The 13,257-nt window shown below is 31.0% G+C and carries 12 protein-coding genes; all 12 read left to right on the top strand.

Features of this window, described 5'->3' with window-relative positions:
- The first annotated feature begins 143 nt into the window (after positions 1–143).
- The 12 genes from C3E88_RS12145 (at position 144) to C3E88_RS12090 (ending at position 13,174) form a co-directional block, all read left to right on the top strand.
- The gene (locus C3E88_RS12145; RefSeq protein ID WP_442870645.1) at positions 144–1,865 is read left to right on the top strand and encodes a VirD4-like conjugal transfer protein, CD1115 family; all 1,722 of its coding nucleotides are present in this window, start codon (positions 144–146) and stop codon (positions 1,863–1,865) included.
- Between the two features lie 91 nt (positions 1,866–1,956).
- Positions 1,957–2,832 carry a toll/interleukin-1 receptor domain-containing protein gene (locus tag C3E88_RS12140; protein ID WP_236910452.1) on the top strand — a complete coding sequence of 292 codons (876 nt, stop codon included), beginning with the start codon at positions 1,957–1,959 and terminating at the stop codon, positions 2,830–2,832.
- 170 nt (positions 2,833–3,002) lie between these two features.
- Complete coding sequence (locus C3E88_RS12135; protein ID WP_072744813.1) at positions 3,003–3,215, top strand: Maff2 family mobile element protein; 213 nt, start codon at positions 3,003–3,005, stop codon at positions 3,213–3,215.
- A 2-nt stretch (positions 3,216–3,217) separates the two neighbouring features.
- A complete protein-coding gene (locus C3E88_RS12130) occupies positions 3,218–4,087 on the top strand; it encodes a VirB6/TrbL-like conjugal transfer protein, CD1112 family (protein WP_236910451.1) in 870 nt (289 codons plus the stop codon).
- Positions 4,077–4,403, top strand: coding sequence for a hypothetical protein (locus tag C3E88_RS12125; protein WP_236910450.1), 327 nt, complete (start codon positions 4,077–4,079; stop codon positions 4,401–4,403). Before C3E88_RS12130 ends, C3E88_RS12125 begins: the two co-directional genes overlap by 11 nt.
- Positions 4,404–4,406: 3 nt before the next feature.
- Positions 4,407–4,823: a PrgI family protein gene (locus C3E88_RS12120; RefSeq protein WP_236910449.1), complete on the top strand. Its 417-nt coding sequence runs from the start codon at positions 4,407–4,409 to the stop codon at positions 4,821–4,823.
- A gap of 40 nt (positions 4,824–4,863) precedes the next feature.
- Positions 4,864–7,197 carry a VirB4-like conjugal transfer ATPase, CD1110 family gene (locus tag C3E88_RS12115; RefSeq protein ID WP_336513094.1) on the top strand — a complete coding sequence of 778 codons (2,334 nt, stop codon included), beginning with the start codon at positions 4,864–4,866 and terminating at the stop codon, positions 7,195–7,197.
- On the top strand, positions 7,197–7,976 hold the full coding sequence (locus C3E88_RS12110) for a phage antirepressor (RefSeq protein WP_236910447.1): 780 nt from the start codon (positions 7,197–7,199) through the stop codon (positions 7,974–7,976). The genes C3E88_RS12115 and C3E88_RS12110 overlap by 1 nt, the downstream gene beginning before the upstream one ends.
- A 57-nt stretch (positions 7,977–8,033) precedes the next feature.
- Positions 8,034–10,805 carry a M23 family metallopeptidase gene (locus C3E88_RS12105; RefSeq protein WP_236910446.1) on the top strand — a complete coding sequence of 924 codons (2,772 nt, stop codon included), beginning with the start codon at positions 8,034–8,036 and terminating at the stop codon, positions 10,803–10,805.
- 14 nt (positions 10,806–10,819) lie between these two features.
- Entirely contained in the window at positions 10,820–11,038 is a 219-nt protein-coding gene (locus tag C3E88_RS12100; protein ID WP_236910445.1) for a hypothetical protein, read from the top strand.
- Positions 11,039–11,093: 55 nt separating this feature from the next.
- Entirely contained in the window at positions 11,094–11,921 is an 828-nt protein-coding gene (locus C3E88_RS12095; RefSeq protein ID WP_236910444.1) for a CD1107 family mobile element protein, read from the top strand.
- 203 nt (positions 11,922–12,124) lie between these two features.
- The gene (locus tag C3E88_RS12090) at positions 12,125–13,174 is read left to right on the top strand and encodes a dsDNA nuclease domain-containing protein (RefSeq protein WP_236910443.1); all 1,050 of its coding nucleotides are present in this window, start codon (positions 12,125–12,127) and stop codon (positions 13,172–13,174) included.
- Positions 13,175–13,257 lie beyond the last annotated feature (83 nt).

The raw sequence follows: 13,257 nt of genomic DNA, 5'->3' as shown, positions 1-13,257 counted from the left end.
TGAGATATGAACTCTCTATGATAGATAAAAAGAAGCTATTTATAAAACTAGTGCCATATATATTTATCTATTATATCTTCAATAAAATTGGGAAGATGTATAGAGGATTTCTAAAAGATAACTTCTTTATTACTCTATATCAAATGTTGCTTCATTTAGAAAACTTATTTAAACCCCCATTTCCAAGTTTTCACCCTAAAGACATAGCATTTGGGGCAATAGGGGCATTAGTCATATATCTTATAGTCTACACTAAGGGAAAGAACGCTAGAAAGTATCGAAAGGGGGAGGAATATGGTTCTGCTAGATGGGGAAATCCAAAAGATATAAGGCCATATATAGATCTAATATATGAAGAAAATATTATACTAACACAGACAGAAAGATTAATGATGAATGGTAGGCCAAAGAATCCTAAGTATTCAAGGAATAAAAATGTGCTAGTAGTTGGAGGGTCAGGGTCAGGTAAAACAAGATTCTATGTAAAACCCAATCTAATGCAGATGCATTCATCTTATGTAGTAACAGACCCAAAGGGAACAATACTTCTTGAATGTGGGAAATTACTAGAAAGAGGAGCAGCAAAGAAAAAGCTTGATAAAAATGGAAAAGAGATGAGAGATAAAAGCGGTAAAATTATTTATGAAAGGGATAAAAAAGGCAGGATAATCTATGAGCCATACAATATTAAAGTGTTAAACACTATCAACTTTAAAAAGTCCATGCATTATAACCCCTTTGAGTATATTCGTTCTGAAAAGGATATATTGAAGTTGGTAAATACTATAATTGCTAATACTAAGGGAGAAGGCGAAAAGGCAGGAGAGGACTTCTGGGTAAAAGCAGAGAAACTATATTATACAGCCCTTATAGGATATATTTACTATAAAGCTCCAAAGGAAGAACAAAACTTTTTAACATTACTAGAGATGATTAATGTATCTGAAGCAAGAGAAGATGATGAAAATTTTAAAAATCCAGTAGATTTACTATTTGATGCCTTAGAAGAAATAGAACCAGACCATTTTGCTTTAAGACAATATAAGAAATATAAATTAGCAGCAGGAAAAACTGCAAAGTCAATATTAATATCCTGTGGAGCTAGGCTTGCACCCTTTGATATAAAGGAACTAAGGGATTTAATGGAGTATGATGAGATGGAGCTAGATACATTAGGAGATAGAAAGACTGCTTTATTTATCATAATCTCTGATACTGATGATACTTTTAATTTTATAGTGGCTATGATGTATACACAACTTTTTAACCTTCTATGTGATAAGGCAGATGATGTCTATGGTGGAAGATTACCTATTCATGTAAGATTTTTACTAGATGAATTTGCAAATATAGGACAAATTCCTAAGTTTGAGAAATTAATTGCAACTATAAGATCAAGGGAGATTTCTGCAAGTATTATATTACAAGCACAATCTCAGCTAAAAGCTATATACAAGGATAATGCTGACACTATTATAGGTAACTGTGATACCATGCTATTTCTAGGCGGTAAAGAGAAATCAACCTTAAAGGAAATATCTGAAGTTTTGGGAAAGGAAACAATAGACCTATATAATCAATCAGAGAATAGGGGTAGGGAAAGATCCTATGGAACTAACTATCAGAAACTGGGCAAAGAATTAATGTCCCAGGATGAATTAGCTGTTATGGATAGTGGGAAATGCATATTACAATTAAGAGGAGTGAGACCGTTTTTATCTGATAAATTTGATATTACTAGGCATAAAAACTATAGATATTTATCTGATTATGATGAGAAGAATATCTATGACATTGAGGGAGTATTAGGTTCTGAACTTAAACTAAAAAAAGATGAAATGGTAGAGTTATATGAAAATATGTAGGTTGAGTAATACTTAGTATTCTTTCTCATGGAATGATATAATTATAGATAGTTCTAAATTAGAAAATATTTTTCATGAGAGGGATGATAATATGTCGACTGAACAGTACCAACGGACAGTAAATATTTTAGATAAAGAAATTGCAGCTCTTGAAAAGAAAAAGTCAACGACAGATAAAAAATGTGCAGAAATTCAGGGGAAAATAAACTCTATACAGAAGAGTATTACAAAAAATACATCTGAATCTACGAGAAAAAACAAAATGAGACAAATTATTAATTTGCAGATAGAGTATGCAAGAAAGAGTAAAGAAAGTGCAGATTTTGGGAAGAAAATAGCTGATAAACGACAAAAACGAAACGATGCATATTTGAAACTACAAAAAGCAAATCAAGACTTACAGAAAAAACTAAATAGGGAACAAAAGAAAATTCAGGAATCTTATGAAAAAAGAATACAAGAGTTATCTAGACAACCTATTACAAATTTAACCAATTCATCTCCAAATTTGTTACACGGTTCTGAAGATGAAGAATATGATGTTTTCATTTCTCATGCTTGGGAGGATAAAGAATCCTTTGTTAATGAACTTGTTGAAGAGCTTATAAGCATGGAAATACGAGTTTGGTATGATAAAGATAGAATTAGTTGGGGAGATTCAATGAGAGAAAAAATTGATGAAGGGCTTAGAAAATCAAAGTTTGGAATTGCAGTTCTTTCTCCCAACTATATTGCAGATGGTAAGTACTGGACAAAGTCTGAGTTAGATGGACTTTTTCAACTTGAAAGTATAAATGGAAAAAAATTATTGCCTATTTGGCATAACCTTACAAAAAAAGAAGTGATGGAGTATAGCCCGATTATTGCGAGTCGACTGGCTATGAATACAGCCACATTAACACCCCGAGAGATGGCTGAAGAAATGAAAGAATTACTTGAAAATGAAACTGGGGATGAAAATATCTAGATTTTATTGAAAATACAATTTAATATTTTAATCATTAGACAGTAGAATAAACCCTACTGTCTTTTCTTATGCCAACAAGCAGAAGTCATATAGGTAGCTCGAGATACCTATGTAGCTTCTGCTTTTTATATATAAATAAAAAATAATATTAATACAGGAGGTAATATTTTATGGCATTTTTTAACAGTGCAATTACAACTTTAAGCACATTGGTAACAGCATTAGGAGCAGGACTTGGTGCATGGGGAGTTATCAATCTTTTAGAAGGTTATGGTAATGATAATCCAGGTGCTAAATCTCAAGGAATTAAACAGCTCATGGCAGGCGGTGGCGTGGTGCTGATTGGAACAAATCTTATTCCATTATTAGCAGGATTATTCTAATAATGGGTGGGATATTTGATAAGCTTACGGAATATATCAAGGAGATATTAATAGGAATCATTGAAGGTAATTTAACAAATATGTTTACTGATGTCAATGAAAAAGTAGGCACCATAGCTATTGAGGTAGGGAAGACTCCCCAAGGGTGGGATAATAGCATCTTTAACATGATTAGATCATTGTCAGAGACTGTTATTATTCCCATTGCGGGAATAGTGATTACCTTTGTTTTATGTTATGAGCTAATATCCATGTTAATCGATAGGAATAATCTTCATGATGTAGATACATGGATGTTCTTTAAATGGATTTTTAAATCTATTGTAGCTATCTATCTAGTTACTCATACATTTGACATAATAATGGCTACCTTTGATGTGGCACAAAACATGGTTTCAAGTGCAGCAGGAGTAATAGATATAGAAGCTAATATTGATATTTCATCGTCAGTTTTGAGTATGGTGGAAGTTCTGGAAGATAGATCAGTAGCAGAGCTTATAGGAATATCTCTTGAAACAACAGCTGTTAAATTTTGTATGGATGCATTGTCCATTATAATCACCGTCATATTATATGGCCGTATGATTGAGATATATTTAGTAAGTTCCGTAGGGCCAGTTCCTTTGGCTACTATGACTAATAGGGAGTGGGGGCAAGTAGGTAATAATTATTTAAGAAGCCTAATAGCCTTAGGTTTTCAAGGGTTTTTCATTATGGTATGTGTAGGAATCTATGCTGTATTAGTTAAGACAATTACAGTTACAGATAATATCCATGCAAGTATTTTTATGATTTTATCCTATACTGTACTTTTAGCATTTAGTCTATTTAAAACAGGAAGTGTTGCAAAATCAGTGCTTAATGCACATTAGAAAGGGGTTCAATATGAAAAAAGTTAAAAAAGGTAATAAAGATTTAAATATTAATCCATTATTTCTTGCTAGTCTAGGAATAGGAAGTATATCATTGTTAGTTCTTCATGAAATATCATTATCAAAGAAGGTAACAAAACTATCTAAATCATTTCGAAGATTTACAAATATAGTTACTGAAACTGAAGAAGGAAGGCAAAAATATGAATTTGAATGTGATTTACGCTTAGGAATATTGGAAGATATGATGGAAGATGTTTATAAAGATATTGAAGTTTATGGAGAATTTGAAGATATAGATGGAACGGAGGTTTAGAATATGGCTTTTGTTCAAGTACCCAAAGATTTATCCAGGGTAAAAACAAAAGTTGCCTTTAATTTAACCAAAAGGCAACTTATTTGTTTTAGCATAGGTGCAGTTATTGGTGTTCCTACCTATTTAGCAATAAGAAAAAATATAGGAAATGATTTGGCATTATTAATTATGATTATATTAATGATGCCATTTTTCTTTACAGCTATATTTGAAAAGGATGGGATACCCTTTGAAAAATATATTAAATATGTAATAAGGCAGAAATATATCTATCCAAAAGTTAGATTATATAAAACAGAAAATTTTTATGAGTTTTTAAATAGTAATGGAAAAGAAGTGGAGGTGGAAATTGGTGATAGAAAATCCCCAAGTAAAAAAGCAACAAAAAAGATTAGCTCAAAATCAGAAACAATTAAATAAACAAAAGAAGGAAGTAAAGAGAAGTAGCAAAACCCAATCTATGAATCAAAATAAAAAGAGAAACATCCCTCAATCTGCTCAGCAAACTTTACCCTATAGAAGAATACTTCCTGATGGGATATGTCAGGTAGATAATAAAAAATACACTAAAACCATTAGGTTCTATGATATAAATTATCTTTTAGCTCAAAATGAAGATAAATCATTAATATTTGAAAATTATTGTGATTTTCTCAATTACTTTGATAGTTCAATTAATTTTCAACTTAGTTTCATAAATCAATCTGGGAATACAGAATCCTTTATAGATAGCATTCAGATTCAAGAGCAAGATGATGATTTTAACGATATTAGACTTGAGTATTCTAATATGTTGAAAAACCAGTTATCCAAAGGGAATAATGGACTATTAAAAACTAAGTATATTACCTTTGGAATAGAAGCAGATAGCTTAAAACTAGCAAAACCAAGACTTGAAAGAATAGAATCTGATATATTAAATAATTTTAAGGTCATGGGGGTTAAAGCCTATTCCTTAAATGGTAGAGAAAGGGTGGAACTACTTCATAGCATATGTCATCAGCATACAAAGGGAAAGTTGAATTTCACATGGGATGTAGTAAAGAATGGGGGTGTGAGTACTAAGGATATAATAGTACCTACCTCTTTTAATTTTTCTGACCCAAGGAGTTTTAAAATGGGGGAAACTATTGGAGCTGTTAGCTTTCTTCAAATATTAGCTCCTGAACTTACAGATAGAATGTTAGCAGATTTTTTAGATTTAGAAGATGATATTATAGTAAATTTTCATATCCAATCAATTGACCAAACAGAAGCCATTAAGAATGTAAAAAGAAAAATAACTGATTTAGACAGGATGAAAATTGAAGAACAGAAAAAGGCTGTAAGGGCTGGATATGACATGGATATTATACCATCTGATTTAGCAACCTTTGGAAATGAAGCGAAAAGCCTTTTAGAAGATTTACAGAATAGAAATGAGCGTATGTTTTTAGTAACCATAATCGTCTTAAATACTGCTATGAAGAAACAAAAACTTGAAAATATAATATTTCAAACTGGTGGTATTGCACAAAAATATAATTGTGCTTTAAGAAGATTAGATTATCAGCAGGAAAATGGATTTATATCTAGTTTACCCTTAGGAGAAAATTGTCTTGAAATATCAAGGGGACTTACAACTTCAAGTACTGCTATATTCATACCATTTACAACACAAGAATTATTTATGGGTGGAGAAAGTCTATATTATGGCCTAAACGCTTTATCTAATAATATGATCATGGTTGATAGGAAAAAATTAAAAAATCCTAATGGCTTAATTTTGGGAACTCCTGGCTCTGGAAAATCATTTTCTGCTAAAAGAGAAATTACAAATGCCTTTCTAATTACGGATGATGATATTATTATCTGTGATCCAGAGGCAGAGTATTATCCATTGGTAAATAAGCTAAATGGACAGGTCATAAAGATTTCTCCTACTAGTCCACACTATATAAATCCAATGGACTTAAATTTAGATTACTCAGATGATGAAAATCCACTATCCTTAAAATCCGACTTTATATTATCTCTTTGTGAGCTAATTGTAGGAGGAAAACATGGATTAGAACCTGTAGAAAAGACAATTATAGACCGTTGTGTAAGATTAGTATATCAAGATTTCTTATCAGATCCTAGAATGGAGAATATGCCTATTCTTGAAGATTTATATAATTTACTCAGGGAACAGGAAGAGACAGAAGCTAAAAGATTGGCCACAGCTCTTGAAATATATGTTACAGGTTCTCTTAATGTATTTAATCATCATACAAATGCAGATGTAAATAATCGTCTAGTATGCTATGACATTAAGGAATTGGGAAAACAATTGAAAAAGATAGGTATGCTAATCGTTCAAGACCAAGTATGGAATAGGGTTACTATCAATAGGGCAGAACAGAGAAACACAAGATATTATGTAGATGAGTTCCACCTATTATTAAAAGAAGAACAAACAGCGGCTTATTCTGTAGAAATATGGAAGAGATTTCGTAAGTGGGGAGGAATGCCAACAGGTATTACTCAAAACATTAAAGATTTGTTGTGTTCCAGAGAGATTGAAAATATTTTTGAAAACAGTGATTTTATCTATATGCTAAATCAAGCCGCTGGGGATAGACAAATCCTTGCAAAACAATTAAATATATCACCTCATCAGTTGTCCTACGTCACAAATTCAAATGAAGGCGAGGGACTTCTTTTTTATGGGAATGTAATTATTCCCTTTGTAGATAAGTTTCCAAAGGATACATTATTATATTCTATAATGACAACTAAACCAGAGGAGGTTCAGGTAGGGGAGGGAGTATAATGGAAAAACTAAAGGTATTTGAAAACAGTAACTTTGGGAAAATTCGTGTATTAGAAATAGATGGAGAACCTTGGTTTATAGCTGTAGATATTGCAAAGGTGCTAGACTATCGTACTGCTTATGATATGACTCGTATATTAGACGAAGATGAAAAGGGTACGCAGATTGTGCGTACCCCTGGTGGAAATCAAAATGTTATAGTAATTAACGAATCAGGCCTTTATAGTTCCATTTTAAGAAGTAGAAAGCCTGAAGCGAAACAGTTTAAAAAATGGGTTACATCTGAGGTGCTTCCTTCTATACGAAAACATGGGGCATATTTAACGGATCAAACAGTAGAAAAAGTCCTAACAGATCCTGATTTTCTGATTCAGCTTGCACTAAACTTAAAAGAAGAACGAGAAAAAAGATTAATTGCAGAAACAGAGTTACAGGAAAATAAACCTAAGATTATCTTTGCTAATTGTGTAGAAACATCTAGAAGTTCATGTCTTGTAGGAGAATTAGCTAAACTTATAAATCAAGGGGGATATCCAATAGGACAAAATAGACTTTTTGCATGGATGAGAGATAATGGCTATTTAATAAGACAGAAAGGGGAAAACTACAACCTTCCTACCCAGTATTCAATGGACCTAAAGCTAATGGAAGTAAAGAAAAATATTATAAATAATCCTGATGGAACAGTAAGGGTAACCCGTACTACTAAAATAACAGGGAAAGGACAAATCTATTTTCTTCATAAATTTTTAGGAGAAAGGGCCTGTGAAATCTTATAAAAACAATATAAGAGCCTATCAATATAATTACTTTAAAAGAAAAGCGGGGTAATAAAATTGGATGGAAAGAGAAAAAAACTAAAATCTAAAGCCAAAATAATTCAAAAATATTCTAAAGACGGGTTAGTGGAGCATAATCTTTTAGAAAACACTACTAGAAATATTAGTCAGAAAACAAAGGATGTAAACTTAGAAAAGACCCTTAAAGAAAAAAGGGTAGAATCCATCAATTATTCTAAGGATAGAGGAAATAATGAATTCATAAGAAAAAAACCAAAGGTGCAAATTGAGAAAACTCTGGAAGATTCTATGATTCCAAATAACTCCAATGTAATTCATAAAGATAATGAGTATGGATTAGCAGATGATATTTCTATATCAGAGTTGAATGAAGAATCTATAGAATCAATAGATGAACAACAGACCCAGGGGAAAGGTGAGATAGAAAACAATTATATAGAAACTATAAAACAAGATGAATATGATCCAAGTAGGAAGCAAATAAATAATTATGCCCCAAGGCATTATAGTGAGCCAAAACCATATGAAAACACAAATAATACACATTTACCAATAGATAGAATTGAAAATGACATAGGGAATAAATTAAATCATAAAAAAGAATATATCCTTGGACATAAAGGAAGATATAAGCAGAAAGAAAGCTCAACTAAGCAGGATTTAAAATTTTCTAAAGATAATTTAGATATTTCAAAAGATAATCCTAAAGAAAAGATGGATTTTCAAAATAAGATGAAGCTAGAGTTGCAAACTGAAAAGGAATCCCCTAAGCCACTAGGAACCAGGGATTATAGCAAACAAGGAGAAAAAGATAGCAAGAACAATTATACTAAAATAGAAAATCCTTTAGAAAAAATAGAAAGAACTGAAAAGGGTTATAAAGATAAGAAAAAAACAGAGGATAAAAAGCAGAGTACAAAAACCCAATCAAGACTTAAATTTGACAGGAAAAATAAAAAAGATAAATTACTTCATAATGCGGATAATCTAGAAAATCCTATTAAAAAAGCATTGGTTACATCGGGAGAAATAATAAATATTAGTTCTAGTAAGGTATTCCATAATAAAATGGAAGAGGTTGAAGATGAAAATGTGGGAGCAGAATCCATTCATAAATCACAAGAATTTGCAGAAGGGACATTAAGAAAAGGAAAAAACTATAGTATTCGCAGAAAAAATAGGAAACTAAAGAGGAAGCATAAAGAAATAAAAAAGGCTGAAGAATTAAAAGGTAAACTAGAATTTAATAAAACTATAAGTAAAAACGAGGCATATCAAGAGGCAAGTGGGTTTGGAAGGTATATACAAAAATGGAGGATTAAGAGGCAGTATAATCAAAACACCCATAAAACCCTTCATCAAAGATTCTTACAGGGCATTAAAGGAAGCTTAGATACGGTAAAGGAAATTACAAAAAGGGCTAATAAAAAGGCAGGTGTATATGTAATTGCACTTGCTTTTTTATTTATGATGATTATGGTAACTACCCAATCCTGCTCAAATATTATAATGGGGGGATTAGGTACTATAGCAGGAACATCATATCAGGCTTCTGATATAGAAGTAACAGCTGCCGATGTTGAATATACCAGATTAGAAACAGGGTTACTTATGACTCTAAAAGATATAGAAAAGGATCATCCAGGATATGATGAATATCGATATAATTTAGATGGAGTAGGTCATAATCCCCATGAATTATTGGCATATTTAACTGCAAAATATGGAGATTTTAAAGCAGATAGGATAAAAAATGAGATAAAAAGAATATTTAATGAGCAATATGAATTAACTCTAAAAGAAATATATGAAATAGAGGATGAAGATGAAAGGAGGATACTCGTAACAACACTGTCTACTAGAGCATTATCAGAAGTACTAGAGGAAAATCTAAATATAGAAGAAAAAGAGCTTTATGATGTTTTGATGAATAGCAAGGGAAACTTTAGGGTATATCAAAGCCCTATAGAGGGAGATTGGAAAAAATCTATTAGCAGTTTATTTGGTTGGAGGATTCATCCAATAAAGCAAGTACCTAGTTTTCATACAGGTTTAGATATAGCAAAACCAGAAGGTTCTCCATTATATGCAATATTTGATGGCATAGTAAAAAAGATAGATTACGATAGGAATGGATATGGGCACTATATTATAATTGAGGATAAGAGTGGGAATACAGCCCTTTATGCTCATTGTTCTAGCATTGATGTGTCAAGGGGAACGAATATTAAAAAAGGAGATATTATTGCAAAAGTAGGGAGTACAGGAATGTCTACAGGTGCTCATTTGCATTTAGAATTAGAGGATTCAAAGGGAAATCTTTTGAATCCTTATTTTTATTTATACAGTGAATCAGGAAGTCCTATAGGAGCGACTGCATATTACAACGGATACACAGGTAATTATGGAAATCTAGGTATACCTTATGATGATGAAACAATAAGAGCACTATTTAATGAGGCAGATAAGCATTTAGGAAAGATATATATCTTTGGGGCAAGTGGACCAGAAAATTTTGATTGTTCTAGTTTTGTATGTTGGGTTTTCAGAAATTCAGGAATCTACAATATGCCAAGGATTACAGCTCAAGGCATATTTAATATTAGTACACCAATTTCATCAAGTGAGGCAAAAGCAGGAGATGTTATTTTCTTTACTGGAACCTATAATGCGGGAGTACCAGTTACCCATGTAGGTATTTATGCCAGAAATGGAATGATGGTCCATGCTGGGGATCCTGTTCAATACACTAGTATAGAGTCAAATTATTGGAGAAATCACTTTTATTCTTTTGGAAGATTAAGATAGGGAGGGAGTTATCTATGGATAAAAAATTAATAAAGAAGTATCAAGAATCTGAGAAACTTCAAAAACAGATCCAAGCTTTACAGGAAAAACTTAAAGGGGTAGATAGTGAAGCGGAAGAGCTAGAAAAGACAGAACTTCACAAGATATTTAGAACAGCTAAGATTTCTTTTGAAGAATATACTCAGATTATTAAAGGCGTTTTGGATAAGGATAAATTTACTGAAAAACCATAGGAAAGAAAAGAAGATATATATTTTAGTAAACAAGATGAAAGAGAGGGTATGGATAATGAATAGATATATTAAAAGTGTTCTAACACTATGTATAGTAATGGTATTAGTTTTATTAAATAATACCCATGTTTTTGCTAATGATGACCATATTGCTGAAAAATCCTATTTTAGTGATATTATTTATGCAGCAGATATTATTGGAGATGAAAAACCGGATGAATCTATTGAAATTTATAGAGAAGAAGGAACAATATCAAATCCACAAATTAAAGAGCCTTCAAGCAATTGGAACCAAGAAACAAATACAATAATATCTAATAATGGATATGATGTATCTTTAGTAATGGGTGGGAATATGGATGCTATAAATCCCTTAGCTACTAAGCAGTATATAGCTAGGGCAGATATGACAGAAAATGTAGGGGAAGATGGCAAAGAATTTGAGATGAAATTTGATGACGATGAAAATTCAAAGCAGACAAGGCAATTTATAACCTTTACTACTAAGAGTGGAAAAACATTTCATCTAATAGTAGACCATGAAAAAGCATCTCAAAATGTATTTCTCTTAACAGAAGTAGGAGAACAAGATTTATTAAATATGATAGAAGGAGAAAAATTAAATACAAATGTAAAACCAGTAGTGGAGGAAGCAAAAGAAGAAGAGCATAAGGAAGAAGAAAATAAAGAAATAGAAGAAAAGCCTAAGGAGAAAAATAAGTTTTCCTTTATATTTGTACTATTAATCTTAGGAATTGTAGGTGGTGGAGGATATTACTTTAAGATTTATAAGCCTAATCATGAGGATTTTGAAGACGAAGATTATGAGGATGAGCTGGAGTATGAAGATGAATATGATGAGGAGTTTGGGGAAGAAGTATAATATGGTTTTTAAATATAGAGGAGCAATTGTTAAAGGTGAAATAAAGTAGTTTAAAACAATCCAATGAATAGTAATATTATTTGTTTTAAAACTAGAAAATCCCCATCTTTATTGTATAATGTATTATAATAGCTAATATTTGATAAATATAGAGATTTGTTATATAGGATTTAAACTTCTTTAAATAAAGATGGGGTGATGTCTTGAAATTAGAGGATATATATATGAAGTTGCCTTATGAATTGTCAGGTGCTATGAGCAAAAATAGATTTCGAAGTGAAATATTATGGGGATTAACAAAGGTTTTTGAGGTATATATATCAGGGGAAAATTTTGTAGCAATATTTGATTATGTATGTGATATTGAAATACATACAGATCATTCTTTAAATTTTTATCAAGTTAAAACACAAAAATCATATAAACCATATTCTCTTAATACAATTTTAAAGAAAAATAAAGAACATTCCATATTAGGGAAATTATATTTATTAAAAGTTGTAGCGGATTCAGATAAAAATATGATAAGGTTGGCAGTTGTCTCAAATTCAGTATTACAAGGTGTGGGCAATAAAATATATAGTGATTCAGAAAAATTTTGTTTCGATGAGTTAGAAGAAAAGTGTCGTTTAAGGGTAATTGAAAAGATGGAGGAAGAATTTCCAAATATAGCTAGTTTTGACTTACATGATATATATTATATTCGTTCAACGGTAGATTTATTTAAACCAGAGGAAAGCTTGATTGGCAAAACAGCCTTATTTTATAAAGAGGTAACAGGAACTGAATCAAAAAAAACTATTACATTATATAATGTATTATCAGAAACTGTTAATAGTTGTGCAGCATATGAACTGGCTAGTAATAATTATGATGAATTAATTCTAAATAAGGGAATAACTCGTGATACTATTGATTCCATATTAAAGGAGTATTCAGATGAGGCAGATATTGCTGTAAATGAATGTATAAATGAAATTAATAATTACTATAAAAAAATAAATGAAAGATCACAATGGAAAAAGTTTCTTACTGAAAGTCTTACATTGCTTGAAAAAGACAAGTTTTTACAATCTATGGAAAAAGAGATATCAGAGTATATCAATGATAATATTGATAATTTTGCTATGGATACATTTGAGGCCGTTTCATATTTACAAAATAAATTTAAAACTAGATTCACTATTGAATATGAAGAAACATTACAAAGTGCATTCATTTTATTAATAATAAAAAGAGGCTTTGTAAACTAAACATGAAAAAATAGCACAATGTTTTATAGAATTGCTTTAAATTGCTTTAAATTACTTTCAATTTCGCCTTGACGATTATAAAA

This window comes from Clostridium sp. Cult3, from assembly GCF_021655115.1.
Taxonomy (GTDB): Bacteria; Bacillota; Clostridia; order Tissierellales; family Tepidimicrobiaceae; genus PPXY01.
The sequence above is the reverse complement of the archived record's forward strand: the minus strand, read 5'-3'. Positions and strand labels throughout refer to the sequence as shown.

Bases quoted from the DNA above. Each gene is read 5' to 3' on its own strand.
- C3E88_RS12145 (WP_442870645.1), top strand. From the start codon at position 144: ATGTTGCTTCATTTAGAAAACTTATTTAAACCCCCATTTCCAAGTTTT.
- C3E88_RS12140 (WP_236910452.1), top strand. From the start codon at position 1,957: ATGTCGACTGAACAGTACCAACGGACAGTAAATATTTTAGATAAAGAA.
- C3E88_RS12135 (WP_072744813.1), top strand. From the start codon at position 3,003: ATGGCATTTTTTAACAGTGCAATTACAACTTTAAGCACATTGGTAACA.
- C3E88_RS12130 (WP_236910451.1), top strand. From the start codon at position 3,218: ATGGGTGGGATATTTGATAAGCTTACGGAATATATCAAGGAGATATTA.
- C3E88_RS12125 (WP_236910450.1), top strand. From the start codon at position 4,077: ATGCACATTAGAAAGGGGTTCAATATGAAAAAAGTTAAAAAAGGTAAT.
- C3E88_RS12120 (WP_236910449.1), top strand. From the start codon at position 4,407: ATGGCTTTTGTTCAAGTACCCAAAGATTTATCCAGGGTAAAAACAAAA.
- C3E88_RS12115 (WP_336513094.1), top strand. From the start codon at position 4,864: ATGAATCAAAATAAAAAGAGAAACATCCCTCAATCTGCTCAGCAAACT.
- C3E88_RS12110 (WP_236910447.1), top strand. From the start codon at position 7,197: ATGGAAAAACTAAAGGTATTTGAAAACAGTAACTTTGGGAAAATTCGT.
- C3E88_RS12100 (WP_236910445.1), top strand. From the start codon at position 10,820: ATGGATAAAAAATTAATAAAGAAGTATCAAGAATCTGAGAAACTTCAA.
- C3E88_RS12095 (WP_236910444.1), top strand. From the start codon at position 11,094: ATGAATAGATATATTAAAAGTGTTCTAACACTATGTATAGTAATGGTA.